We start from the raw sequence: 22,610 nt of genomic DNA, 5'->3' as shown, positions 1-22,610 counted from the left end.
ACACACGCGCGCGACCATATGCATGGCCGGGCTCACCGATCCGCCGCCGGGCCGTCCCCGCAAAGGCGCGGGACGTTTGGAGGGCTCTATCCCGCCCGCTACACTGAATGCCATGACCTCCCCGACCCCCACCCGCCTCCTGATGATCGAAGACGATGCCCGTCTGGCCCAGATGGTCACGGACTACCTCGGCCAGTCGGGCTTCGCGGTCACGCACGCACCCGCCGGCGAAGAAGGGCTTGAGCAGCTGCAGCTGATCCAGCCCGAGCTGGTGATCCTGGACCTGATGATGCCCGGCATGGACGGACTGGAAGTGTGTCGCCGCATCCGTGCCATGCCCAACGAGAACGCGCGCGTGCCCGTGCTCATGCTCACCGCCAAGGGCGACCCGATGGACCGCATCATCGGCCTGGAACTGGGGGCCGACGACTACCTGCCCAAGCCTTTCGAGCCGCGCGAACTGCTCGCGCGCATCCGCGCCGTGCTGCGCCGCCGGGGCGAGCCGGGTGGGTCTGCGGCCGCGACGCGCAGCTCGCCCGTGCTGCGCTTTGGTTCGCTGGAGATCGACCGCGATGCGCGCACGGTGCAGGTCGCCGGACAGCTGTGCGAGCTCACGTCCTACCAGTTCGACCTGCTGGTGGCGATGGCCGAGCGCGCCGGGCGCGTGCTCACGCGCGACCAGATCATGGAGGCCGTGCGTGGCCGCGAGCTCGAAGCGTTCGACCGCAGCATCGACGTGCACATCGGTCGCATCCGCACCGCCATCGAGGTCGACAGCAAGGACCCCAAGCGCATCCTCACCGTGCGGGGTGTGGGCTACGTTTTTGCCAAACAACAAGAATGAAAAGCCTTTGGGGTCAGCGGCTGTACCTGCGCATCTGGTTCGCCGTGGTGGCGGCCGTGGCGGTGCTGACGCTGGTGGTGGGCTGGCTCTGGCAGATGGCGCTGGACCGCGATCGCGAGGAACGCGATGCCCGGGTGGCGCGCGAGATTGTCCTGCGCAACGGGGCGGGTGAAGAGGTGGGGCGGTCGCCCGCCAAGGCGGTGCGCATTCCGGGCCAGGGGCTGGAGTTCCAGGTGGAGATGAAGGACGGCCACACGCTGTACGTGTTGCTGCCGCGGGCCAACCGCGCGCCCGGCAGCTTGCCGTCCCGGCGCAGCCTGTTCGGCTTGCAGTCGCCTTTTGGTTTCGCCTGGCTGCTGGGACTGGTGGCGCTGGCGGTGGCGCTGGGGGCTTACCCGATCGTGCGCCGTCTGACCAAACGGCTGGAAGCCCTGCAAAAAGGCGTGGAGCGCTGGGGCCAGGGCGACCTGAGCACGCGCCTGCCCGTGCAGGGACAGGACGAGGTGGCGTTTCTGGCGACCCGGTTCAACGCCGCGGCCGAACGCGTGCAGACCCTGCTGCTGTCGCACAAAGCCCTGCTGGCCAACGCCTCGCACGAGTTGCGTTCGCCGCTCGCGCGCATCCGCATGGGGCTGGAACTGCTGGGACACGACCGTGCCGGGGCCAGTCAGCGTGCCGAGATCGCGCGCAGCATCGAGGAACTGGACCAGCTGATCGACGAGATCCTGCTGGCCAGCCGGCTGGACGCGCGCGACGCCAACGACGCTTCCGCGCTGGGTCCGACCGAAGAAGTCGACCTGGTGGGCCTGGCGGCCGAGGAGTGCGCCCGCACCGGTGCCGATCTGGAGATCGCGCCCGGCGGATCGACGCTGCTGGTGCAGGGCCACCCCAGGCTGTTGCGCCGCCTGTTGCGCAACCTGCTGGAGAACGCGCGACGCTATGGTCGCCCGGTCTCTGGCGCGGACGCAGACCCCGGAGAGCCCCAGGTGCGCCTGACGCTGTCGCAGCGGCCCGGCTCGGGGTCCCTGGCGCCAAAAGGCGCTTCGGCGATGGCGGTCCTGTGGGTGGACGACCGGGGGCCGGGGGTGCCGGCCGAGCTGCGCGAGCGCATCTTCGAACCCTTCTACCGCCTGCCGGGCGCCAGCGAAAAAGAAGGCGGGGTGGGTCTGGGGCTGGCTCTCGTCAAGTCCATCGCCGAGCGCCACCTGGGTTCTGTGCGTTGTGAATCCCGTCCGGGTGGCGGTGCCCGGTTCGTGGTCGAGTTGCCGTTGTGAGCTGCAACCCGGTCGGGGATGCGCCAAAGGCCCTGCGGTGGACCACAAGGCCCTTGTTTTTGGCAAATGGGGGTGTCAATTTCCTACAAAAAGGGCCGTTGCTCCCCCAAATGGGGGATGTTCGAAACCCATGCGGCAGCGCACAATTCACCCCGTTGCTGTCACAACATTCCGAAAATTGCAGATCCGGCAAACTCCATACGTTGATCCAATCGTTTGAAACTGGTCTCCCAACGACGTCCTTCCAAGGACTTTCAAAGCCACCGCAAGGTGGCTTTTTTTTGCCCGCCTGACGGCTTGGGCAGCGGATCGTGTCGGGGCGGTAGGGACCAAACACTCAGAGGCGGTCGATGCCCCGGTCCGAGAGGGTCTTGCCACCCTTGCGCACTTGCTGGGCCGTTTCCTTGTTCTTTTCCTTGCCCGCCAGGTCGGCATAGTCCCGTTCGTGCTCCAGATGCAGCACCGGCGCGGTGTACCGCAGGTGCCGGCCCCGGATACCCGCGTTGTTCAGCCGGTACCCGAGTTCGATGTCTTCTGCCCCGTAGCCGAAGTTCTCGTCAAAGCCGTTCACCTTGATCAGGTTGATGCGCCAGGTGGAGCTGTTGCCGCCGTTCCAGGTTTTGCTGACCGGGGTCAGGGTCTCGGCCAGGCCCGACAACCACGCCGGGTAGAGCCCGGCTTTCAGACGGCTGCCGAAGCTGTCCAGGGCCTGGTGGGCGGACAACCACTGCGCTGTGAATACCTCGCCGGATTCGATCTGCTCCCTGGCGATGGCGTTGCTGGTGGGCAGGTTCAGGCGGATCACGCCACCGGTGCAGAACCGATCCGGTTTGCTCAACGCGAGATGGCGTTCGACAAACACCCGCCCCGGCACACAGTCGCCATCCAGAAAAATCAGGTACTCCGCCGTGGAGCTGGCTATGGCTTTGTTCAGGATGCGGTTTTTCCGGAATCCATGGTCCGAGTGCCAGATGTGGCGAAGCCGCGGACCAAACGACAAGGCCCATTCGTTCAACAGATCGCGGGTGGCCTGCCCGGAGCCGTCGTCGGCAACGCACACGTTGAAGTCGGCGACGGATTGCCGCCGCAGGGCACACAAGGCCAGATCCAGGGCACGGGGGTTGTTGTAGGTTGAGACAACAACCTCGACGCTGCCCGGCCCGGCCATGAATTCAGTGCCGGTGCGCGAGCTGCTCGTTGGCGCCCAGGCGGTACACGGTGCCGCAATACGGGCAGCGCGCTTCACCGGTCTTGGCCACGTCCAGGTACACCTTGGGGTGGCTGTTCCAGAGCTTCATGTCGGCCTTGGGACTGGGGCAGAAGATGCCGCCCTGGTGGTTCAGATCGGAAGCCTTGAGTTCGATGGGGGATGTGGTGGTCATGTGGAATCTCTTGCAAAAACAAGGTCGCGTGGGACTGTTTCAAGGACACCGCGGAACCGGCTTTGCCGGGCCGCTGGTGTCGCCCCCTGGGGGGTGGCGCCGCAAGCGACGCGGGGGGTCAAACTTTCGTCAGCCAGTGGGCGTACTTGTCGTTGCGGCCGTTGACGATGTCAAAGAACGCGCTCTGGATCTTTTCGGTGATCGGGCCCCGGCTGCCGGCGCCGAGTTCGATGCGGTCCAGCTCGCGGATCGGGGTCACTTCGGCGGCGGTGCCGGTGAAGAAGGCCTCGTCGGCGATGTAGACCTCGTCGCGCGTGATGCGCTTCTGCACGATCTCCAGGCCAAGGTCCTTGGCGATGTGGAACACGGTGTTGCGGGTGATGCCGTTGAGGGCGCCGGCCGACAGGTCGGGCGTGTAGATCACGCCGTTCTTCACCACGAAGATGTTCTCGCCCGCGCCTTCGGACACGAAGCCCGAGCTGTCCAGCAGCAGGGCCTCGTCGTAGCCCTCGTCGGTCACTTCCATGTTGGCCAGGATGGAGTTGGTGTAGTTGCTCACCGCCTTGGCCTGCGTCATGGTGATGTTGACGTGGTGGCGGGTGTAGCTGCTGGTCTTGACGCGGATGCCGCGCTTCAGACCTTCTTCACCCAGGTAGGCGCCCCAGGCCCAGGCCGCGACCATCAGGTGGATGGTGTTGCCCTTGGGGCTGACGCCCAGCTTCTTGTCGCCGATCCAGGTCAGGGGGCGGATGTAGCAGCTCTCCAGCTTGTTTTCGCGCACCACGGCTTTCTGGGCTTCGTTCACTTCTTCCTTGGTGAACGGCAGCTGCATGCGCAGGATCTTGGCGCTGTTGAACAGGCGCTCGGTGTGCTCTTCCAGACGGAAGATCGCCGTGCCGCCCGCCGCGTTGTAGGCGCGCACGCCTTCGAAGGCGCCACAACCGTAGTGCAGGGTGTGGGTCAGCACATGGATCTTGGCGTCGCGCCAGTCGACCATCTGGCCGTCCATCCAGATCTTGCCGTCGCGGTCGGACATCGAGGGAATCACGGGGCTCATGCGGGGTCCTTTGGGGTGTATTGATCGATGGCCTGGGCGCAGACCGGCCAAACCCCGATTTTACGGCGCCGTCCCTGTGGCCGGCGCCTGGGCCGTTTCGTCTTCGGGTGCCGGTCGGGCCAGGTCCCAGCTCACCAGCCGGCCGTCGCGAAAGTGCGCCGTGACCGACGACTGGCTGGCATCGGTCCAGCGGTACTGCTCGGGCTGTTCGCCTTCGGGCGTCAGGCGTTCACCCAGCGCGCGCGTCATGGCGATCACGTGCATCAGCGTCACGCCCGGCTTGAGCTTGGCGTTGAGCATCACGGCGCTGGCTACAAAACCGATGGGCTGTTTCGCTGCGCGCTGCATGATGTTCATGAGGCGGGTGAAATGCAGCAGCAGCCACATCAACAGGCCGCCTCCTGCGGCGGCCAGGCCGGGCCAGCCCCAGGCGCGCCAGGCACCATAAAAAAGGACCAGGCCGGCGGCGAGAAACAGCAGGCTGCGAGAGTGTTTTTTCATGTCACCACGGGCTCCGGGGTTCTTTTGTGACTGCGGGCAAAGCGGTCGAGTACGGGTTTTTCGATCCAGCGGTAGCTGGCGGCGGCCAGCGGGAAGGTGATCAACAGGCAGACCAGCAAGGCCAGTGCGCTGCCGCCGGGTGTGCCCCAGAGCCCGGGAAACAGCTTGGGCAGCAGGCGCTGCACCGGGAAGTGCCAGAGGTAGACGCCGAAGCTCACCTCGCCCAGCCAGACCAGGGGGCGCGAAGCCAGCCAGCCACAACCGCGCAGCGGCTGCAGCATCAGCGCGATCATGCCCGCGATCAGGAGGCTCAGCACCAGGTCGGACAGCAACAGCACGGCGTCGTCCTGCAAGGCCACCCCTTTCTTGCCGAGCAGCACGTAGTGGAAGCCCAGGTAGAGCGCTGCCACCAGCAGCAGCATGCGCTGGCGCGCGCCGTCGGTCAGGCGCAGCGCGAAATGGTTGATCGCAAAACCGGTGGCGAAGACGAACAGCACGCCGGGCAGCACATTGCGGATGAAGAGCAGCGAAGGGTGAAAGCTGAAGCTGCTGTGGTGCAGTCCGGCGATGCCAAAGCGCCAGACCAGGGTGATGGCCAGGCTCGTGAGCAACAGGGTCCAGACGCCGGTGCGGCGGTAGAACAGGATCATGAAGGGCAGGGCCAGATAGAACGACAGCTCCAGGGGCAAGGTCCAGTACACCCCGTTGTAGATGGCCGTGCCGCCGGGCATGGGGGCAAACCACAGCAAGGCGTTGCCCAGCACCTGCTGCCAGCGAAAGTCGCTCACCAGTCCGGTCAGGTAAACAAACGGAAGCAGGATCAGCAGCTGGGCCCAGAGCCCGGGGTAGATGCGCAGGGCGCGGCGCTGGTAAAAGCGCAGGACCTGACCCGGGTTCAGGGGCGCGCGCCAGAGATTGGCCGCGAGCAGGTAACCCGAGAGCACAAAAAACCAGTTCACGCCGATCCAGCCGAACTGCACCAGGAACAGCGGGTCCCAGGTCGTGCCCAGAAAAGGCAGGTCCTGCCAGGCCTTGGCCAGCGCGGGGTAGCTGCCACGCCAGTGGTAGAGCAGCACGGCCATGGCCGCCAGGCCGCGCAGGCCGTGCAGAACGGGGTTGAACGCCAGCGCTGCACCTGTCGGGCGGATCGCCTCGGATGCCGGTTCGCCGGAAACAGGGAGCGCCATCGTCATGGTGTGGCCAGCGCCGTTGCCGCGTGCGAGCGCCGGTGGCGGGCGAAGCGGTCCAGAACCGGTCGCTCCAGCCAGTAGTAGCTCATCATGGCCAGGGCCAAGGTGATCGCCAGGCAGATCAGCAAGGCCACAAAACCGCCGGTCGCGGTGACGAACATGTCGGGCAGCAAGCGGTGCAGCGTGCTCAGCACTATCAGGTGCCACAGGTAAATGCCGTAACTCAGTTCACCGAGCCAGACCAGGGGCCGGGACCCCAGCCACAAGAAGCCGGTCAGTGGGTGCAGCAACAGGCCCACCAGGCCGGCGATGGCCACCGAGAGCGCCGTGCGCCAGCCAAACACCTCCCAGCCGCGGCGCGCGAATTCGACGCTGATCGGTTGACCCAGGTGCAGCAGCACGACATACGCAAGGCCGAACACGCACAGCAGCAGGTAGCGCTGGCGGTTCGTCAACTGGGGCGCGAAATGGTTCAGGGCAAAGCCCAGGACGAACACAATCTGCAGACCGGGCCCCACGACCCTGAGCAGTACCACGAGTGGCGTGTAGTCCGGGTCGCCCCGCATCCAGTGCAAGCCAAAGTGGGTGAACAGATTGATCAGCAGCACGCCCAGCAAGACGGTCCAGATGTTGGTCTTGCGATAGGCCATCAGGATGAACGGCAGCATGAAATAGAACGACAGCTCCAGCACCAGCGTCCACACCACGGGGTTGTAGGACGGAAAGCCGTACGGCAGGGGCCGGATCCAGAGCACCATGTTGGCCAGCGTGCGTTTCCAGTCGATGACCGGCAACCAGTCCAGTTGATGGAAGACCAGCAACACGATGAACAGTTGAAGCCAGATCGCCGGAAAGATTCTCAGCACCCGCCGTTTCCAGAACTGCAGCACATCGCGCCATTGCAGCGGCGAATGCCAGATGGTGGCGGCCAGCACATAGCCCGAGAGCACAAAAAACCAGTCGACGCCGATCCAGCCCATCTTGACAAAGAACATCAGGTCCCAGTGCATGCCCAGGAAGGAGACGTTTTCCAGGGCCCGGGTCGTGGCGGGAAACACACCCGTCCAGTGAAACAAAAGTACACCAAGGGCGGCTATTGCACGCAGGCCGTGCAGCGCGGGGTTGAAAGTCATGACCGGAGAATAAATGAAGCCCTACAGGCCACGGACCACGTCCATGGCCTCATCGATGCGTTCCACCGGGTGGATGGTCAGGCCCTCGAAGGCCTTGTCGTTCTTCTTCGGCAGGTTGGCCTTGGGCACCACCGCCACGCTGAAGCCGAGCTTGGCCGCTTCCTTCAGGCGCTCCTGGCCACGTGGCGCGGGGCGCACCTCGCCCGCCAGACCCACCTCGCCAAACGCGATGAAACCCTTGGGCAGCGGCTTGCCGCGCAGGCTGCTGGTGATGGCGAGCATCACCGCCAGGTCGGCCGCGGGTTCGCTGATGCGCACGCCGCCCACGGCGTTGACGAACACGTCCTGATCCATGCAGGCCACACCGGCGTGGCGGTGCAGCACGGCCAGCAGCATGGCCAGGCGGTCGCGGTCCAGGCCCACGCTGAGGCGGCGCGGGCTGGGCCCGCCGCTGTCCACCAGCGCCTGGATTTCCACCAGCATCGGCCGCGTGCCTTCCAGCGTCACCATCACGCAGCTGCCGGGCACCGGCTCCGAGTGCTGCGACAGGAAGATCGCGCTCGGGTTGCTCACGCCCTTGAGGCCGCGCTCGGTCATGGCGAACACGCCGATCTCGTTCACCGCGCCGAAGCGGTTCTTGATGGCGCGGATCAGGCGGAAGCTCGAATGCGTGTCGCCTTCGAAGTACAGGACGGTGTCCACCATGTGCTCCAGCACGCGCGGGCCGGCCAGTGCGCCTTCCTTGGTCACGTGGCCCACCAGCACGATGGCCGTGCCGCTGGCCTTGGCCGCGCGGGTCAGGTGCGCCGCGCATTCGCGCACCTGCGCCACCGAGCCGGGCGCGCTGGTGAGCTGCTCGGAATACACGGTCTGGATCGAATCGATCACGGCGATGGCGGGCCTCACATGGTCCAGCGTGGCGAGGATCTTTTCCAGCTGGATCTCGGCCAGCACGCTGACCTGCGAGCCGTCCAGCCCGAGCCGGCGCGAGCGCAGTGCGACCTGGGCGCCACTTTCTTCGCCGGTCACGTAGAGCGTTTTCTGACCGGAGCGCTGCAGCGAATCCAGCGCCTGCAGCAGCAGGGTGGATTTGCCGATGCCCGGGTCGCCACCGATCAGCACCACCCCGCCTTCGACGATGCCGCCGCCCAGCACGCGGTCCAGTTCGTCGTGGCCGGTGGGCGTGCGCTGCACGTCCGTGGCGTCGATGTCGGCCAGGGTCGTGACTTCGGCCGTCTTGGCCAGCGAGGCGAAGCGGTTCTTCGCCGGCGCGGTGGATTCGGCCACCGATTCGATCAGCGTGTTCCAGGCGTTGCAGTGCGGGCACTTGCCCAGCCACTTGGGACTGCTGCCGCCGCATTCGTTGCAGGTGTATTGGGTTTTATCTTTGGCCATGTGGCAGGCAATATAGTCGAGTCCCGCCGGGCCGGCTCCGGCCCGCCTGCCCCTCTGGACCGCTTTCGCCCGTGCCCCACCATCCCACCCCGCCGCCCGCTTCGGCCTTGCGCGCGCTGCCGCCCGGCGAACAGCCACTGACGGCCGCCGCGCGGGCCTTCAACCTGCAACTGACCCGCGTCGACAAACTCAAGGCGCAGCTGGCCGAACTGGACGCCCTGGCGCAGTCGCACCGTGTGGAGCTGCACCGCTGGGTCGCGCCCCTGCAGCAGCGCCAGCGCGATTGCATGCGCGAACTGGCCCTGGGTCTGGCCGCGAGCCTGCAGGGCAAGACCCTGAGCCGCTTGCAGCAGGCGATGGCGACCGAGGCCTTGTGCCGGCTGGCGCAGACCCTGGCCGAGGACGGCGACAGCGCCATGGCCGCGCTGCACGATGAACACAGCCCTCAGACACTGGCGCAGAAGAAGCAGGCCGCGGCCGACGCCCTGCGTGAGCGGCTGGAGCAGGCGCTGGGCGAACCGCTGGACGAGGCCGGAGAAGACGCGTCGGTGGAAGAGCTGTTGCGCGCCGGCATGGCGCGGCTGCGCGAGTCGCAGGACGAAGAACAGGCGCGGCGCCAGGCGAAGGCGAAGGCGCGCAAGGCACGGCAGAAACCCGGCGCGGAGCAGACGCTGGCCCAGGTGCAGCAGGCCGATGCCGAGACGCAGCTGCGCACGCTGTTTCGCCAGCTCGCCAGTGCCCTGCACCCGGACCGCGAGCCCGATGCCCAGGAGCGCCTGCGCAAGACCGCGCTCATGAGCGAGGCCAACGCCGCCTATGGCCGCAAGGACCTGGTCACGCTGATGCAGATCCAGCTGCGCGCCGAGCTGGCCGACCCGGCCGCTGTTTCGCGCCTGGCCGAAGACAAGCTGGCCGCGCTGACCCTGTTGCTCAAGCAGCAGGTGGCCGGGCTGGAGCGCGAGCGCGCCGCGCGCCAGCAGCGCCTGGCGGGCGAGTTCGACCTGCCGCCGGGGCAGGTGGCCAACCCGAACACGCTGAAACAGCACCTGCTGGCCCAGGTGGACGCGCTGGAATCAGCGGTGGCGCAACTGGAGCGCGACCTGGAGCAGGTGCAGGAACCCGCCGGCCTCAAGCGCTGGCTCAACCAGCAGCGCGAGCAACGCAGCGCATCGACCCGAACCCGCATCGACCGCGATCTCGACGACTATTTCTGAGCCGTCCACTGCGGACTCACACGGCAGGGTGGCTGTAGCGCCGTTTCACTTCGGCGATCTCCACCGAATACGCGGCGTACCAGCGCTCGCGCCCCAGCTTCTGCGCGGCCAGGTGGTCGGTGTGCTGTTTCCAGGCGCGGATGCTGGCTTCGTCGGGCCAGTAAGAGAGCGCGATTTCCTGATCGCCTTCGGTGGCGGCGGTGAAGTCGAGGCAGCCGAACTGCGTCAGCGCCAGTTCGCGCATTTGCGCGGCCATGGCGCTGTATTCGGCGTCGAGGGCGCGCGCCTTGGCGCGGAAGATCACAACAAACATTCAAAACCCCGGGTGAGCTGGTGGGTGATCTCGGCCGCCGGCAGCGACCGGCAGCCGCTGGCGTTTTGACCCGACCACAGCGGTGAAAAATCGCCACGGCCCAGCGCTTCAAAGTGCGCACGCAGCGGCGCCATGGCGGCGGTGGCGAGCGGGAAGGCCGGCGTGGCCGCGCTCATGGGGCCGAGCTCGCGCATCACGCGGTTGACGATGCCGCGCGCCGGCCGACCGGTGAACAGGTTGGTGAGCGCGGTGTGTCGCGCGGCCTCGCTCCGCAGGGCGGCGCGGTGCAGGGCGCTGGTGGTCGCCTCCGGGCAGCACAGGTAGGCCGTGCCCACTTGCACCCCGGCCGCGCCCAAGGCCATGGCCGCGGCCACGCCCGCCGCATCGGCGATACCCCCGGCCGCGATCACCGGCATGTCCACGGCGGCCACGACCTGCGGCAGCAGGGCGAATGTACCGACCTGGGTCGTCAGGTCGTCGGTCAGGAACATGCCCCGGTGGCCACCGGCTTCGGAACCCTGCGCGATCACCGCGTCTGCGCCGTTGGCCACCAGCCAGCGCGCTTCTTCGACCGTGGTGGCCGACGACAGCACCACGCTGCCCCAGCCCTTCACGCGCGCCAGCAGGTCGGGCGCGGGCAGGCCGAAGTGGAAGCTCATCACCGGCGGGCGGAAGGGCTCGATCGCATCGGCCGTGGCGTGGCTGAAGGGCACGCGGCCAGCGCCCGTGGGCACGGTGCTGATGTCAAGCCCGGCCTCGGCGTAGAAGGGCGCGAGTGCTTCGCGCCAGCGCGCCTCGCGGGCCGCATCGGGCACGGGGGGCGTGTGGCAGAAAAAGTTGAGGTTCCAGGGGCGGGCCGTGCCTTGGGTGAGCGCCTTCAGTTCGGTCTGCAGCGCCTCGGGCGTGAGCATCGCGCAGGGCAGCGAACCGAGGCCCCCCGCATTGCAGACGGCCACGGCCAGCGCCGCGCCTTGTACGCCCGCCATCGGGGCCTGGATCAACGGGCGTTCGGTGCCCAGCAGGGCGAACAGTGTGGTCATGTCCGGCATTGTCCGCCCGTCGGCCTTGTTCATGCCGACCCTGGTCCGGTGTCGGGTTAACCCGGATTTGAGTGACTTCGAAAAATCATTTAACATATTAAATAAATGAGCGACACACAGCCTTCCTTCGTCCACCGCAACCTGCCCCGCCTGCTGCTCGAAGCGCGCGAGGCCGTGATGCAGCACACCCGGCCCAGCCTGCGCGAGCACGGTCTGTCGGACCAGCAGTGGCGCGTGCTGCGCGTGCTCGGTGAACACGCGGGCGACCCCGCGGGCGTCGAGACCGGCCGCGTGGCGCGCGAGGCCTTGCTGCTCGGCCCCAGCCTCACCGGCGTGCTCAACCGCATGGAGCGCGACGGCCTGATCAGCCGCGCGCGTTGCCCGCAGGACGCGCGCCGCACCGTGGTGCGCGCCACCCGCGCGGGCCTGAAGCTGGTGGCCACGCTGTCAGAGACGATCGAAGCGCACTACGCGTGGATGGAAGCGCAACTGGGCAAGGCGCAGCTGGCCCAGCTCTACACCCTGCTCGACAGCGTGATCGCGCTGGAAGTGCCCGATGCCGATGCGGTCGAGGGCTGGACCGAAGAGGACGCCGCATGAAGGAACCGACATGAACACCCCCTGGACCCCGCCGTACCTGCCGCAGGGCACGGTCTACGGCACCCTGCTGAACTTCCGGCGCGAACACGCGCTGTGGGCGCCACGCATGCACGAGGCGCCCTACAAGGCGCCGCCGCAGGCGCCGGTGCTCTACATCAAGACCGCCAACACCTTCACGCCGTCGGGCCACGCCATCCCGCTGCCCCACAAGGTCGCCGAGGTCGATGTGAGCGCGTCGCTCGGTCTGGTTGCGGGCGAGGGCGGCCGCGTCGCGAGCGCCGTGCTGTTCAACAACGTGGCGATTCCGCACGAGAGCTACTTCCGCCCGTCGGTGAAGTTCCGCTGTGTGGACGGCTTCCTCGGTGTGGGGCGCGATGCCGTGGCGCTGGGCGCCCTGGGGGGTCTCGACGGCCTGGCCGGGCTCGTGATCGAGCTGCGCATCAATGGTGTGCACCGCCAGACCGTGGCGCTGGCCGATCTGGTGCGCGACGCGGCCACGCTCTGGGCCGACGTGAACGCCTTCCAGACCTTGCGGCCGGGCGACGTGCTGATGCTCGGCACCGATTGCCTGCCCGACGGCACCCGCCCGCGCGCCAAAGCCGGCGACGCGGTGGAGATCCTGGCCACCGGCTTCAAGCCGCTGGTGAACGCCTTCGTCGGAGAACAGACATGAAAAGAGCCCGCATCGCCTGGGCCGGCGCGGTCCACGACGCCATCGAAGCCGATGGCCAGCTCGAACTGCTCACCCCCGCTTTCAAAGGTCGCCGCGTGACTTTCGATGAGGTGGTCTGGCTGCCGCCACTGGCGCCCGTTGACCGCGCGCGCACCGTGCTCGCGCTGGGTCTGAACTACGCCGATCACGCCAAGGAACTTGATTTCAAGGCACCTGAAGAACCGCTGGCCTTCGTCAAGGGAGAGTCCTCGCTGATCGGTCACCGCGCCTACACCGTGCGACCCGACGGTGTGCAGCTCATGCATTACGAATGCGAACTCGCGGTGGTGATCGGCAAGCCTGCGAAGCGCGTGAAGAAGGCCGATGCCTTGCAGTACGTGGCCGGCTACACCGTGGCCAACGACTACGCGATCCGCGACTACCTGGAGAACTGGTACCGCCCCAACCTCAAGGTCAAGAACCGCGACACCTGCACGCCCATCGGCCCCTGGCTGGTGGACGCGGCCGATGTGGCCGACCCGATGAACCTCGCACTCACGACCACCTTGAACGGCCAGCTCACGCAGCAGGGCAACACGAAAAACATGATCTTCGACGTGCCCACACTGATCGAGTACTTCAGCGGCTTCATGACCCTGGTGCCCGGCGACCTGATCCTCACCGGCACACCCGACGGCGTGGTCGACTGCCAGCCCGGCGACGTGGTCGTCACCGAGATCGAGGGCATCGGCGCTCTCACCAACACCATCACTGCACAAGGACAGGCATGACCCGCATCGACCACCTCATCAACGGCAAAACGGTCGCGGGCAGCACCTACTTCGAAACCGTCAACCCGGCCACGCAGGGTGTGCTGGCCGAGGTCGCCTCGGGCACCGAGGCCGAAGTGAACGCCGCGGTGCAGGCCGCCAAGGACGCCTTCCCGGCCTGGGCCGGCCTGCCAGCGACCGAGCGCGCCAGGAAGATCCGCGCGCTCGGCGAGCTGATCGCCAAACACGTGCCGGAGATTGCGAAGACCGAGACCGACGACACCGGCCAGGTGATCGCGCAGACCGGCAAGCAGCTGATCCCGCGCGCGGCGGACAACTTCACTTACTTCGCCGAGATGTGCACCCGCGTGGACGGCCACACCTACCCCACGCCCACGCACCTGAACTACACGCTGTTCCACCCGGTGGGTGTGTGCGCGCTGATCAGCCCGTGGAACGTGCCCTTCATGACGGCCACCTGGAAGGTCGCACCCGCGCTGGCGTTCGGCAACACGGCGGTGCTGAAGATGAGCGAACTGTCGCCCATGACCGCCGCGCGCCTGGGCGAGCTGGCGCTGGAAGCGGGCATCCCGGCCGGCGTGCTCAACGTCGTGCACGGTTTCGGCAAGGAAGCCGGCGAGCCGCTGTGTGCCCACCCCGATGTGCGCGCGATTTCCTTCACAGGTTCCACCGCGACGGGCAACCGCATCGTCAAGACCGCGGGCCTGAAGAAGTTCAGCATGGAGCTGGGCGGCAAGAGCCCGTTCGTTGTCTTCGACGACGCCGATCTGGACCGTGCGCTCGACGCCGCACTCTTCATGATCTTCAGCAACAACGGCGAGCGCTGCACGGCGGGCAGCCGCATCCTGGTGCAGCAGAGCATCTATGCCGACTTTGCCGCGAAGTTCGCCGAGCGTGCGAAGCGCATCGTGGTGGGCGACCCACAGGACGAGAAGACCACCATCGGGCCGATGATCTCCAGGGCACACCTGGCCAAGGTGCGCAGCTACATTGAGCTGGGCCCGAAGGAGGGCGCGACGCTGCTGTGCGGCGGCCTGGACCGGCCGAGCTATGCCGCCGAACTGCCTGCGCATGTGCAGGCCGGCAACTACGTCTGGCCGACGGTGTTCGCCGACGTGGACAACCGCATGAAGATCGCGCAGGACGAGATCTTCGGCCCGGTGGCCTGCCTGATCCCGTTCCGCGACGAGGCACACGCGATCGAGCTGGCGAACGACATCGCCTACGGCCTCTCCAGCTATGTGTGGACCGAGAACATCGGCAAGGCGCACCGCGTGGCGGCTGCCGTGGAGGCGGGAATGTGTTTCGTGAACTCGCAGAACGTGCGCGATCTGCGCCAGCCGTTCGGTGGCACGAAAGCGTCGGGTACGGGGCGCGAGGGTGGCACCTGGAGTTACGAGGTGTTTTTGGAGCCCAAGAACGTGGCGGTGTCTCTCGGTTCGCACCACATTCCGCATTGGGGGGTGTGATTTGTTCTCCGCTGTTTCGCTCAAAGGGGTGGGCAGGATCGAACGGCCGGGGCGCTCTGCTCCGCTCATGTCCCCCGGTCCGGGCTTTGCCCGACCCTCCTCCTTTACTTCGCTGCGCAGAACACCCCACCCGATCGATCCGACGCGAGGTGTTGGCACTCATGGGGCGACGGACCAGCCATGCAGTGGGTTGGCCGCGCCGGGTGCCTACCGCAGCGAAGTAAAGGAGGAGGGCTGCGCGCAGCGCAGACCGGGGGACATGAGCGTAGGTGGGCGCCCGGCGTGGTCAGCCCACGGGGCCAACGAAGCATTTCCCTCCATCTGACCGGAGACAAAACCCATGGGCAAAGTAGCACTCGTCGGCAAGATCACCCACGTCCCCTCCATGTACCTCAGCGAGCTTGACGGCCCGCGCAAAGGCACCCGTCAGGACGCCATCGATGGCCACATCGAAATCGCACGCCGCTGCCGAGAAGCCGGCGTGGACACCATCGTCGTCTTCGACACCCACTGGCTCGTCAACGCCAGCTACCACCTCAACTGCGCGCCTCACTTTGAGGGCACCTACACCAGCAACGAGCTGCCACACTTCATCAGCAACATGCCGTTTGCCATCCCCGGCAACCCCGAGCTCGGTCAACTGCTGGCCAAGGTGGCCAATGAACACGGCGTCGAAACCCTGGCCCACCACGCCACCACGCTCGGCCCGGAATACGGCACCCTCGTGCCCATGCGCTACATGAACGCCGACCAGCACTTCAAGGCCATCTCGGTCTCGGCGCTGTGCACGGTGCACTACCTCAACGACAGCGCGCGTTTGGGCTGGGCCATGCGCAAGGCGGTCGAAGACCACTACGACGGCACCGTGGCCTTCCTCGCCAGCGGGTCCTTGAGCCACCGCTTCGCGCAGAACGGCCTCGCGCCCGAATTCGCCTTCAAGGTCTGGAGCCCCTTCCTCGAAACGCTGGACCACCGCGTCGTGCAGATGTGGGAAAACGGCGAGTGGGCCGACTTCTGCGGCATGCTGCCCGAGTACGCGGCCAAGGGCCACGGCGAAGGCTTCATGCACGACACGGCCATGATGCTGGGTGTGCTGGGCTGGAGCGAATACGAAGGCAAGGCCGAGATCATCACGCCGTACTTCGGCGCCTCGGGCACCGGCCAGATCAACGCCGTGTTTCCCGTCACACCCGTCACCGGCAAAGCCATTCCCAAGGCGCAGGCTTCGACCGCCGATGGCTTCAGTCTCGTGAGTTCGCGCCTCTGAATCAAGGCCACCCCATGCCCCACCTCGTCATCCTCTACACCCCCAACCTCGACAAGCCCGCGGCCGAGGGCGGCGTCGACATGACAGGCCTGTGCCGCGCCCTGTGCGATGCCATGCTCGCGGTGCGCGACGAGCAGGACCGGCAGGTCTTCCCCACCGGCGGCACGCGTGTGCTGGCTTACCCCGCCGCGCACAGCGCCGTGTCCGATGGCGGCGCGGCCGGTATCGCGGCAGGGCTGGGCGCCGACTACGCCTTCGTCTACATGAACGTGCGCATGGCCAAGGGCCGCAGCGCCGTGGTGCACCAGCGCGTGGGCGAGGCGCTCAACGCCTGCGTGAAAGAGCGCTTCGCCGAACAGCTCGCGAAGCGTCCCATCGGCATCACCGTGCAGGTCGACGAAGGCCACGAGGTCTTCGACGCCAAGAACAGTTCGCTGCACCCGCTCTTTGCCCCCAGGAAAGCCTGACCCCACCATGTTCAGCCCCGAACTCATCGCCCAGCTCGCCGCCGAGCTGCAGCAGTCCCAGCAGACCCGAACCCCGGTCGAGCACTTCTCCAAGCGCCATCCCGGCATGACCGTCGAAGACGGCTACCGCATCGGCCGCGCCTGGGTCGAGCTGCAGAAGGCCGAAGGCCGAAAAGTCATCGGCCACAAGATCGGCCTGACCAGCCGCGCCATGCAGATCAGCAGCCAGATCGATGAGCCCGACTACGGCACCCTGCTGGACGACATGCTCTACGTCGCCCAGGCCGGTGAGGTGCTGGAGATCCCGGCGGCGAACTTCATCGCCCCGCGCGTGGAGGTGGAGCTGGCCTTCGTGCTCAAGGCGCCGCTGGCCGGCCCGGACGTCACGGTTGACGACGTGCTCGCCGCGACGGACCACATCACCCCCGCCATCGAGATCATCGACGCGCGCATCGAGCAGTTCGACCGCCACACCAAGGTGATGCGCAAGGTCTACGACACCATCAGCGACAACGCGGCCAACGCCGGCATCGTGATCGGCGCGGGCGACCCGGCATTCAAGGCCGACCCGCGCGCCACCAACCGCCCCTGGTGCGGCGCCATCCTGCGGCAGAACGGCGCGGTCGAAGAGACGGGCCTGGCCGCCGGCGTGCAGGGCGATCCGGCGATCGGCATCGCCTGGCTCACCAACAAACTCGCGCCCTGGGGCGAGACGCTGCAGGCCGGCGAGATCGTGCTCGCCGGCAGCTTCACGCGGCCCGTGGCGGCGAAGGCGGGCGACCTGTTCGAAGCCGACTACGGCCCGCTGGGATGCCTGCGCTTCCGCTTTGTCTGACCGCACACACATATATATAGAAGGAGACCCCGCATGGCCGACGCCTTCCTCAAACCCGCCCGCTTCAGCGACGCCGAATGGCAGGCGCGCGTGCAGCTCGCCGCCTGCTACCGCATCTTTGCCCACCTGGGGTGGCAGGAGCTGATCTACAACCACATCTCCCTCCGAGTCCCAGGCCCGGACGACCACTTCCTCATCAACCCCTTCGGCCTGCACTACACCGAGGTCACCGCGTCCAACCTGGTCAAGGTCGATGTGGACGGCAACATCATCGGCAACAGCGACTGGCCCATCAACCCGGCTGGCTTCACCTTCCACGGCGCCATCCACGCCACCCTGCCCGACGCGCACTGCGTGATGCACGTGCACACCACGCCGACCATGGCCGTGTGCTGCAGCGAAGAAGGCCTGAGCTACACCAACTTCTACGCCGCGCAGCTCTGGGGCCAGGTGGCGTACCACGACTTCGAGGGCATCACCGTGCACCGTGAAGAGGGCGCACGCATCCTCGCCAGCGCGGGCGGCAAGCGCGTGCTGCTGCTGCGCAACCACGGCCCGGTCGTCATCGGCGCCACGCTGGCGCAGGCCTTCAACCTCCTGTGGCTGGTGCAGCGCGCCTGCGAAATCCAGGTGGCCTCGGCCACGCTGGGCCCACAGCGCCAGATCCCGGTGCCGGTGCTGGAAAGCTGCGTGCGAGACTCGCTCAACTTCAATCCGAAATACGGCGCCGGCGAAGACTCCTTCGCCGCCATGCAGCGCCTGATCGACCGCATCGACCCGGGGTACCGCGCATGAGTGATTCACCGAACTTTAAGAAGATTGCGATTGTTGGCGTCGGCGCCATCGGCGGCCTGTTCGCGGGCTGGCTCGGTTCGCGCCTGCCGGCGGGCCAGATCCAGCTCTCCGCCGTGGCGCGCGGCGACACGCTGCGCACCCTGCGCGAGCAAGGCCTGACCTGGGTCGATGGCGATGGCACGGAACACCGCGTCGCGGTCAACGCCAGCGACGACCCGGCCAGCCTCGGTGTGCAGGATCTGGTGATCGTCTCGGTCAAGGGCCCGGCCATGCCCGTGGTCGCGCCCGCCGTGCGCGCGCTCATGGGGCCGCACACGGTGGTGCTCGTCGCCATGAACGGCGTGCCCTGGTGGTTCTTCGACGGGCTGCCGGGCGAAGCCGCCGGCCTGCAACTGCAGACCGTGGACCCGGGCGGCGTGACGGCCGCGCAGATCCCCACGTCGCAGGTCATCGGTTGCGTGGTGCACGCCAGCGCCGCCGCGCCGATGCCCGCGCGCATCGAGCGCATCAAGAACAACCAGCTCATCATTGGCGAGCCGGCCGGCGGCGTGACCCCGCGCGTGCAGGCCGTGGCCGAGCTGCTCACGCAGGCCGGTTTCGGCGTCACCGTGTCCGAGCGCATCCAGCGCGACATCTGGTTCAAGCTCTGGGGCAACATGACCATCAACCCCATCTCGGCCATCACCGGCGCGCCCTGCGACCGCATCCTGGACGATCCGCTGGTGCGTGGTTTTGTCAGCGCGATCATGCTGGAGGCCAAGGCCATCGGCGCGCGCATCGGCATCCCCATCGACCAGAGCCCCGAAGACCGCCACGCCGTCACGCGCAAGCTCGGCTCGTTCAAGACCTCGATGCTGCAGGACGTGGAAGCCGGCCGCCCCATCGAGCTCGACGCCCTGGTCGGCGCCGTGCGCGAGATCGGGCAGCACCTGGGAGAAGCGACACCGAACATGGACGCGCTCATGGGCCTCACAAGATTGATGGGCCAGATGCGCGGCCTCTACCCCGAACCGACGAAGACACCGCAATGAAGATCCCCCAGAACACCTTCCGCGACGCCCTCAAGGCCGGCCAACCCCAGATCGGCTGCTGGGTCGGCTTCGCCTCGCCCGACGTGGCCGAGGCCCTGGCCGGCTGCGGCTTCGACTGGCTGCTGATCGACGGCGAACATGCGCCCAACGACCCGCGCACCGCGCTCGACCAGCTGCGCGCGATTGCGCCGTACAGCAAGACCCACGCCGTCGTGCGCGCGGTGCAGGCCGACGTCGCCCTGGTCAAGCAGTACCTCGACATCGGCGCGCAGACCCTGCTGATCCCGATGATCGACACCGCCGAGCAGGCCGCGCTCATGGTGCAGGCCATGCGCTACCCGCCCGAAGGCATCCGCGGCATGGGCGCGGCGCTCGCGCGCGCCTCGCGCTGGAACCAGGTCGACGACTACCTGAACCAGGCCAATGGCCAGATGTGCCTGCTGGTGCAGGCCGAGACCGTGACCGCGGTGAACAACCTCCAGGCCATCGCCGAGACCGAGGGCGTGGACGGCGTGTTCTTCGGCCCGGCCGACCTCTCGGCCAGCATGGGCCACCGGGGCCAGCCCGGCCACCCCGAGGTGCAGAAGGTGATCCTCGACGGTATCGCCACCGTGCGCGCCGCCGGCAAGGCCGCCGGCATCCTCGCGACCGACCCGGCCCTGGCGCAGCAGTACCTCGACGCGGGCGCGCTGTTCGTGGCGGTGGGGGTGGACACGACGCTGCTGGTGAAGGCGGCAAGCGGTCTGGTGCAGCGGTTCTGTGCCGACGCCTCCAAGGGGCCGGCTGCGCCTTCGGGCGGGTACTGAGCAGCCCGCAGACGCCGCACCTCGACGCGTCGCTGCGGTTGCGTGGTTTAGGACGCTTGTCCTATACTGTCTAGGCCAACTGTCCTAGAACGCCTCGCCCACCATGCCCACGCCATCATGAGCGCCGTCGAAGCCGTGCCCACCACCCGCCAGCGGATCGTCGAAGCGGCGGACACCCTGTTCTACCAACGGGGGTTCGAGAAGACCTCCTTCGCCGACATCGCCGACGCCGTGGGCCTCTCGCGGGGCAACTTCTACTACCACTTCAGAACCAAGGACGACATCCTGGCGGCGGTCATCGCGCTGCGTTCGGACAGGACCCAGTCCATGCTGGCCTCCTGGACGCAGGACGCCGCCACGCCGGTGGACCGGTTGCGCTGTTTCGCCGAGATGCTGGTGCGCAACCGGCACGACATCCAGCGCTACGGTTGCCCGGTGGGCACGCTGTGCGCCGAGCTGGCCAAGCTGGACCACCCCGCGCAGGGCGACGCCGGCATGATCTTCGGCCAGTTCCGCGACTGGTTGCGCACCCAGTTCAAGGACCTGGGCCTGGCGCAACACGCCGACGGGCTGGCGATGCACCTGCTGGCACGCAGCCAGGGCATCGCGGCGCTGGCCAACGCCTTCCACGACGAAGCCTTCATCCAGCGCGAAGTGGATCTGATCACCGTCTGGCTCGCCACCCTCGTCCCACCTGCGGAGCCCGCAAAACAGCCCCGACGAAAGACCGCCTCATGAACCCTTCCAGCCCCACCGTGTTCATCGTTTTTCTGAGATTCGGCCCGAATCGCGCACAGGCGGGCCAGTGGATGGCCGGGCACAAACAATGGATTCAGGACGGCATGGCCGACGGCAGCTTCCTCATGGCCGGCTCGCTCGAAGACGCACAGGGCGGCCTGGTGGTCGCCGCTGGTACCGATGCCGCAGCCATTCATGCCCGCGTCGCGCAAGACCCCTTCGTGCTGCACGGCGTGGTGACGGCCGACATCCACGCCGTTGCCCCCTCGGTCATGTCGCAGGGCCTGTCCGAACTGCTCGCCAGCAGCGGGGGAGCCGCATGAACACCGCCCAGACCGTGAACGGTAGCGACGGCCAGCCGCGCTGCCGCTGGTGCGCGGCCGCGCCGGAGTTCGAGCCGTACCACGACCACGAATGGGGCTTTCCGGTGGGCGACGACATCCGTCTGTTCGAGAAACTCTGCCTCGAGAGCTTCCAGTCGGGCCTGAGCTGGCGAACCATCCTCGCCAAGCGCGAGAACTTCCGAAAGGCATTTGACGGGTTCGACTTTCACCGCATGGCCACCTACGGCGAGCGCGAAATCGTCCGCCTGCTGCAGGACGAAGGCATCGTCCGCCACCGGGGCAAGATCGAAGCCGTCATCCACAACGCCGGCCGCGCCATCGAACTCCAGGCCGAGTGCGGTTCACTGGCGGCCTACTTCTGGCGCCACGAGGTGGACCGCGCCACAGCCGCGCCACCCCAAACCGTGTCGACTTCACCCGAGGCGGTGGCGCTGGCGAAGGACCTGAAAAAGCGCGGCTGGAAGTTTGTCGGACCCACCACCGTCTACGCCTTCATGCAGGCCATGGGCCTGGTGAACGACCACGTGCCCGGTTGCATCGTGGCCCGGCAGGTGGACCAGGCGCGGGCGGTGTTTGCGGCCGCTCACTCGGGCAGGTGACAGACCGCTTCGACGTTGTTGCCCTCGGGGTCGATCACGAAGGCGCCGTAGTAATTGGGGTGGTAGTCCGGGCGCAGGCCGGGCGCGCCGTTGTCCTTGCCGCCAGCGGCCATCGCCGCCTGGTAGAAAGCGTCCACCTGCGCGCGGCTGCTGGCGCGCCACGCCAGATGGCAACCCGATGTGGCCGCCGGCCCGCCGTACGGCGAAGGCCCGTCGATGAACCAGACGTCGGCCTTCTTGCCGTCGGGCTCGGCGGCGTCCGGGTAGGCCATGCCGACCATGTTGGAACCGTAGTTCCCTTCAAAGCAGACGCTGTAACCCAGCGGCGCCAGGGCTGCGCTGTAGAAGGCCTTGGCCTTTGCGATGTCCGTCACGCGAAAAGTCATGTGGTCCAGCATGGTGGGGTCCTTGAGTGAGTGAGTGGGTGGGTGTGTCTGGTGTGCAAGATGGCACCACAAAACTGTACATGCATACAGCAATTTGGAGAAGGGTCTGGTGCAGTCCGCTCGTCCACCCCGAGGTGCAGAAGGTCATCCTCGACGGCATCGCCACCGTGCGCGCCGCCGGCACCCTCGCCACCGACCCGGCGCTGGCTCAGCAGTACCTCGACGCGGGCGCGCTGTTCGTGGCGGTGGTGATGGACACGACGCTGCTGGTGAAGGCGGCGAGCGGGTTGGTGCAGCGGTTCATTGCGGGTGCGTCAAAGGGGCCAGCTGCGCCGTCGGGTGGGTACTGAGGGGCCGGGTTCTATTCGATCCAGACGAGGTCTGACAAAGGCTGCCTCCAGACGTTCGAACTTGACGGCTGAACGTTCGCGAGCGCCGCAAACGGTCATTCGTTGAACTGGACTCAGGAGTTGACCAGTTGCGGTTT

27 protein-coding genes are annotated in these 22,610 nt (G+C 67.2%); 17 read left to right on the top strand and 10 right to left on the bottom strand.

Features of this window, described 5'->3' with window-relative positions; translation table 11 throughout:
* The first annotated feature begins 112 nt into the window (after positions 1-112).
* A complete protein-coding gene (locus ACN5W5_RS15250) occupies positions 113-844 on the top strand; it encodes a response regulator (RefSeq protein WP_420049347.1) in 732 nt (243 codons plus the stop codon).
* Positions 841-2,118 (top strand): sensor histidine kinase, encoded by a 1,278-nt coding sequence (locus tag ACN5W5_RS15245; RefSeq protein ID WP_420049346.1) that lies wholly within the window; start codon positions 841-843, stop codon positions 2,116-2,118. The genes ACN5W5_RS15250 and ACN5W5_RS15245 overlap by 4 nt, the downstream gene beginning before the upstream one ends.
* A gap of 337 nt (positions 2,119-2,455) precedes the next feature.
* Here the strand turns inward: ACN5W5_RS15245 and ACN5W5_RS15240 are convergent, their stop codons facing one another.
* The 7 genes from ACN5W5_RS15240 to radA all read right to left on the bottom strand — a co-directional run bounded on the left by ACN5W5_RS15240 (position 2,456) and on the right by radA (position 8,776).
* The gene (locus ACN5W5_RS15240; protein WP_420049345.1) at positions 2,456-3,286 is read right to left on the bottom strand and encodes a glycosyltransferase; all 831 of its coding nucleotides are present in this window, start codon (positions 3,284-3,286) and stop codon (positions 2,456-2,458) included.
* 4 nt (positions 3,287-3,290) lie between these two features.
* Positions 3,291-3,500, bottom strand: a complete 210-nt coding sequence (locus tag ACN5W5_RS15235) for a zinc-finger domain-containing protein (protein WP_420049344.1) — start codon at positions 3,498-3,500, stop codon at positions 3,291-3,293.
* A 118-nt stretch (positions 3,501-3,618) separates the two neighbouring features.
* A complete protein-coding gene (locus ACN5W5_RS15230; RefSeq protein ID WP_420049343.1) occupies positions 3,619-4,557 on the bottom strand; it encodes a branched-chain amino acid transaminase in 939 nt (312 codons plus the stop codon).
* Between the two features lie 60 nt (positions 4,558-4,617).
* Complete coding sequence (locus ACN5W5_RS15225; protein ID WP_420049342.1) at positions 4,618-5,058, bottom strand: glycerate kinase; 441 nt, start codon at positions 5,056-5,058, stop codon at positions 4,618-4,620.
* Positions 5,055-6,251, bottom strand: coding sequence for an acyltransferase family protein (locus tag ACN5W5_RS15220; protein WP_420049341.1), 1,197 nt, complete (start codon positions 6,249-6,251; stop codon positions 5,055-5,057). Before ACN5W5_RS15220 ends, ACN5W5_RS15225 begins: the two co-directional genes overlap by 4 nt.
* A complete protein-coding gene (locus tag ACN5W5_RS15215) occupies positions 6,248-7,381 on the bottom strand; it encodes an acyltransferase family protein (protein ID WP_420049340.1) in 1,134 nt (377 codons plus the stop codon). Before ACN5W5_RS15215 ends, ACN5W5_RS15220 begins: the two co-directional genes overlap by 4 nt.
* 21 nt (positions 7,382-7,402) lie before the next feature.
* Positions 7,403-8,776, bottom strand: a complete 1,374-nt coding sequence (gene radA / locus ACN5W5_RS15210) for a DNA repair protein RadA (protein WP_420049339.1) — start codon at positions 8,774-8,776, stop codon at positions 7,403-7,405.
* A gap of 71 nt (positions 8,777-8,847) precedes the next feature.
* On the opposite strand from radA, the gene ACN5W5_RS15205 reads away from it, so the two are divergent.
* Positions 8,848-9,990 (top strand): hypothetical protein, encoded by a 1,143-nt coding sequence (locus ACN5W5_RS15205; protein WP_420049338.1) that lies wholly within the window; start codon positions 8,848-8,850, stop codon positions 9,988-9,990.
* Between the two features lie 16 nt (positions 9,991-10,006).
* Here the strand turns inward: ACN5W5_RS15205 and ACN5W5_RS15200 are convergent, their stop codons facing one another.
* Entirely contained in the window at positions 10,007-10,303 is a 297-nt protein-coding gene (locus tag ACN5W5_RS15200; protein WP_420049337.1) for an antibiotic biosynthesis monooxygenase family protein, read from the bottom strand.
* Positions 10,291-11,343, bottom strand: coding sequence for an NAD(P)H-dependent flavin oxidoreductase (locus ACN5W5_RS15195; RefSeq protein WP_420049336.1), 1,053 nt, complete (start codon positions 11,341-11,343; stop codon positions 10,291-10,293). The genes ACN5W5_RS15200 and ACN5W5_RS15195 overlap by 13 nt, the downstream gene beginning before the upstream one ends.
* 105 nt (positions 11,344-11,448) lie before the next feature.
* On the opposite strand from ACN5W5_RS15195, the gene hpaR reads away from it, so the two are divergent.
* The 13 genes from hpaR (at position 11,449) to ACN5W5_RS15130 (ending at position 21,737) form a co-directional block, all read left to right on the top strand.
* Complete coding sequence (hpaR, locus tag ACN5W5_RS15190; protein ID WP_420049335.1) at positions 11,449-11,943, top strand: homoprotocatechuate degradation operon regulator HpaR; 495 nt, start codon at positions 11,449-11,451, stop codon at positions 11,941-11,943.
* Between the two features lie 10 nt (positions 11,944-11,953).
* The gene (locus tag ACN5W5_RS15185) at positions 11,954-12,616 is read left to right on the top strand and encodes a fumarylacetoacetate hydrolase family protein (protein WP_420049334.1); all 663 of its coding nucleotides are present in this window, start codon (positions 11,954-11,956) and stop codon (positions 12,614-12,616) included.
* The gene (locus ACN5W5_RS15180) at positions 12,613-13,386 is read left to right on the top strand and encodes a fumarylacetoacetate hydrolase family protein (RefSeq protein ID WP_420049333.1); all 774 of its coding nucleotides are present in this window, start codon (positions 12,613-12,615) and stop codon (positions 13,384-13,386) included. The genes ACN5W5_RS15185 and ACN5W5_RS15180 overlap by 4 nt, the downstream gene beginning before the upstream one ends.
* Positions 13,383-14,855 (top strand): 5-carboxymethyl-2-hydroxymuconate semialdehyde dehydrogenase, encoded by a 1,473-nt coding sequence (gene hpaE / locus ACN5W5_RS15175; RefSeq protein WP_420049332.1) that lies wholly within the window; start codon positions 13,383-13,385, stop codon positions 14,853-14,855. The genes ACN5W5_RS15180 and hpaE overlap by 4 nt, the downstream gene beginning before the upstream one ends.
* Before the next feature lie 340 nt (positions 14,856-15,195).
* Entirely contained in the window at positions 15,196-16,122 is a 927-nt protein-coding gene (gene hpaD / locus ACN5W5_RS15170) for a 3,4-dihydroxyphenylacetate 2,3-dioxygenase (RefSeq protein ID WP_420049331.1), read from the top strand.
* A 14-nt stretch (positions 16,123-16,136) separates the two neighbouring features.
* Positions 16,137-16,589, top strand: a complete 453-nt coding sequence (locus tag ACN5W5_RS15165; RefSeq protein WP_420049330.1) for a 5-carboxymethyl-2-hydroxymuconate isomerase — start codon at positions 16,137-16,139, stop codon at positions 16,587-16,589.
* A 7-nt stretch (positions 16,590-16,596) separates the two neighbouring features.
* Positions 16,597-17,424: a 2-oxo-hept-4-ene-1,7-dioate hydratase gene (gene hpaH, locus ACN5W5_RS15160; RefSeq protein WP_420049329.1), complete on the top strand. Its 828-nt coding sequence runs from the start codon at positions 16,597-16,599 to the stop codon at positions 17,422-17,424.
* Between the two features lie 33 nt (positions 17,425-17,457).
* Positions 17,458-18,219 (top strand): class II aldolase/adducin family protein, encoded by a 762-nt coding sequence (locus tag ACN5W5_RS15155; protein WP_420049328.1) that lies wholly within the window; start codon positions 17,458-17,460, stop codon positions 18,217-18,219.
* Positions 18,216-19,250 carry a 2-dehydropantoate 2-reductase gene (locus tag ACN5W5_RS15150; RefSeq protein ID WP_420049327.1) on the top strand — a complete coding sequence of 345 codons (1,035 nt, stop codon included), beginning with the start codon at positions 18,216-18,218 and terminating at the stop codon, positions 19,248-19,250. The genes ACN5W5_RS15155 and ACN5W5_RS15150 overlap by 4 nt, the downstream gene beginning before the upstream one ends.
* Entirely contained in the window at positions 19,247-20,056 is an 810-nt protein-coding gene (hpaI, locus tag ACN5W5_RS15145; protein WP_420049326.1) for a 4-hydroxy-2-oxoheptanedioate aldolase, read from the top strand. The genes ACN5W5_RS15150 and hpaI overlap by 4 nt, the downstream gene beginning before the upstream one ends.
* A gap of 117 nt (positions 20,057-20,173) precedes the next feature.
* Entirely contained in the window at positions 20,174-20,794 is a 621-nt protein-coding gene (locus tag ACN5W5_RS15140; RefSeq protein WP_420049325.1) for a TetR/AcrR family transcriptional regulator, read from the top strand.
* Positions 20,791-21,117, top strand: a complete 327-nt coding sequence (locus tag ACN5W5_RS15135; RefSeq protein ID WP_420049324.1) for a YciI family protein — start codon at positions 20,791-20,793, stop codon at positions 21,115-21,117. The genes ACN5W5_RS15140 and ACN5W5_RS15135 overlap by 4 nt, the downstream gene beginning before the upstream one ends.
* Complete coding sequence (locus tag ACN5W5_RS15130) at positions 21,114-21,737, top strand: DNA-3-methyladenine glycosylase I (protein WP_420049323.1); 624 nt, start codon at positions 21,114-21,116, stop codon at positions 21,735-21,737. The genes ACN5W5_RS15135 and ACN5W5_RS15130 overlap by 4 nt, the downstream gene beginning before the upstream one ends.
* Here ACN5W5_RS15130 and ACN5W5_RS15125 read toward each other — a convergent pair.
* Positions 21,722-22,135 carry a VOC family protein gene (locus tag ACN5W5_RS15125; protein WP_420049322.1) on the bottom strand — a complete coding sequence of 138 codons (414 nt, stop codon included), beginning with the start codon at positions 22,133-22,135 and terminating at the stop codon, positions 21,722-21,724. The two genes, ACN5W5_RS15130 and ACN5W5_RS15125, sit on opposite strands and share 16 nt — an antisense overlap.
* 68 nt (positions 22,136-22,203) lie before the next feature.
* Between ACN5W5_RS15125 and ACN5W5_RS15120 the strand changes: the two genes are divergently transcribed.
* Positions 22,204-22,473: a hypothetical protein gene (locus tag ACN5W5_RS15120; RefSeq protein WP_420049321.1), complete on the top strand. Its 270-nt coding sequence runs from the start codon at positions 22,204-22,206 to the stop codon at positions 22,471-22,473.
* Positions 22,474-22,610 lie beyond the last annotated feature (137 nt).

Origin of the sequence: Hydrogenophaga sp. ZJX-1, assembly GCF_048590325.1 — a bacterium.
Lineage (GTDB): Bacteria > Pseudomonadota > Gammaproteobacteria > Burkholderiales > Burkholderiaceae_C > Hydrogenophaga.
This window is presented reverse-complemented; position numbering and strand designations above follow the sequence as displayed.

Excerpts from the sequence above, each read along its gene's own strand:
- ACN5W5_RS15250 (WP_420049347.1), top strand. The coding sequence starts at position 113 with ATGACCTCCCCGACCCCCACCCGCCTCCTGATGATCGAAGACGATGCC.
- ACN5W5_RS15135 (WP_420049324.1), top strand. The coding sequence starts at position 20,791 with ATGAACCCTTCCAGCCCCACCGTGTTCATCGTTTTTCTGAGATTCGGC.
- ACN5W5_RS15200 (WP_420049337.1), bottom strand. The coding sequence starts at position 10,303 with ATGTTTGTTGTGATCTTCCGCGCCAAGGCGCGCGCCCTCGACGCCGAA.
- ACN5W5_RS15215 (WP_420049340.1), bottom strand. The coding sequence starts at position 7,381 with ATGACTTTCAACCCCGCGCTGCACGGCCTGCGTGCAATAGCCGCCCTT.
- ACN5W5_RS15150 (WP_420049327.1), top strand. The coding sequence starts at position 18,216 with ATGAGTGATTCACCGAACTTTAAGAAGATTGCGATTGTTGGCGTCGGC.
- ACN5W5_RS15125 (WP_420049322.1), bottom strand. The coding sequence starts at position 22,135 with ATGCTGGACCACATGACTTTTCGCGTGACGGACATCGCAAAGGCCAAG.
- hpaI (WP_420049326.1), top strand. The coding sequence starts at position 19,247 with ATGAAGATCCCCCAGAACACCTTCCGCGACGCCCTCAAGGCCGGCCAA.
- ACN5W5_RS15225 (WP_420049342.1), bottom strand. The coding sequence starts at position 5,058 with ATGAAAAAACACTCTCGCAGCCTGCTGTTTCTCGCCGCCGGCCTGGTC.
- ACN5W5_RS15185 (WP_420049334.1), top strand. The coding sequence starts at position 11,954 with ATGAACACCCCCTGGACCCCGCCGTACCTGCCGCAGGGCACGGTCTAC.
- radA (WP_420049339.1), bottom strand. The coding sequence starts at position 8,776 with ATGGCCAAAGATAAAACCCAATACACCTGCAACGAATGCGGCGGCAGC.
- ACN5W5_RS15195 (WP_420049336.1), bottom strand. The coding sequence starts at position 11,343 with ATGACCACACTGTTCGCCCTGCTGGGCACCGAACGCCCGTTGATCCAG.
- hpaE (WP_420049332.1), top strand. The coding sequence starts at position 13,383 with ATGACCCGCATCGACCACCTCATCAACGGCAAAACGGTCGCGGGCAGC.
- ACN5W5_RS15165 (WP_420049330.1), top strand. The coding sequence starts at position 16,137 with ATGCCCCACCTCGTCATCCTCTACACCCCCAACCTCGACAAGCCCGCG.
- ACN5W5_RS15240 (WP_420049345.1), bottom strand. The coding sequence starts at position 3,286 with ATGGCCGGGCCGGGCAGCGTCGAGGTTGTTGTCTCAACCTACAACAAC.
- ACN5W5_RS15140 (WP_420049325.1), top strand. The coding sequence starts at position 20,174 with ATGAGCGCCGTCGAAGCCGTGCCCACCACCCGCCAGCGGATCGTCGAA.
- ACN5W5_RS15245 (WP_420049346.1), top strand. The coding sequence starts at position 841 with ATGAAAAGCCTTTGGGGTCAGCGGCTGTACCTGCGCATCTGGTTCGCC.
- ACN5W5_RS15155 (WP_420049328.1), top strand. The coding sequence starts at position 17,458 with ATGGCCGACGCCTTCCTCAAACCCGCCCGCTTCAGCGACGCCGAATGG.
- hpaH (WP_420049329.1), top strand. The coding sequence starts at position 16,597 with ATGTTCAGCCCCGAACTCATCGCCCAGCTCGCCGCCGAGCTGCAGCAG.
- ACN5W5_RS15230 (WP_420049343.1), bottom strand. The coding sequence starts at position 4,557 with ATGAGCCCCGTGATTCCCTCGATGTCCGACCGCGACGGCAAGATCTGG.
- ACN5W5_RS15120 (WP_420049321.1), top strand. The coding sequence starts at position 22,204 with ATGCATACAGCAATTTGGAGAAGGGTCTGGTGCAGTCCGCTCGTCCAC.
- ACN5W5_RS15180 (WP_420049333.1), top strand. The coding sequence starts at position 12,613 with ATGAAAAGAGCCCGCATCGCCTGGGCCGGCGCGGTCCACGACGCCATC.
- hpaR (WP_420049335.1), top strand. The coding sequence starts at position 11,449 with ATGAGCGACACACAGCCTTCCTTCGTCCACCGCAACCTGCCCCGCCTG.
- ACN5W5_RS15220 (WP_420049341.1), bottom strand. The coding sequence starts at position 6,251 with ATGACGATGGCGCTCCCTGTTTCCGGCGAACCGGCATCCGAGGCGATC.
- hpaD (WP_420049331.1), top strand. The coding sequence starts at position 15,196 with ATGGGCAAAGTAGCACTCGTCGGCAAGATCACCCACGTCCCCTCCATG.
- ACN5W5_RS15235 (WP_420049344.1), bottom strand. The coding sequence starts at position 3,500 with ATGACCACCACATCCCCCATCGAACTCAAGGCTTCCGATCTGAACCAC.
- ACN5W5_RS15130 (WP_420049323.1), top strand. The coding sequence starts at position 21,114 with ATGAACACCGCCCAGACCGTGAACGGTAGCGACGGCCAGCCGCGCTGC.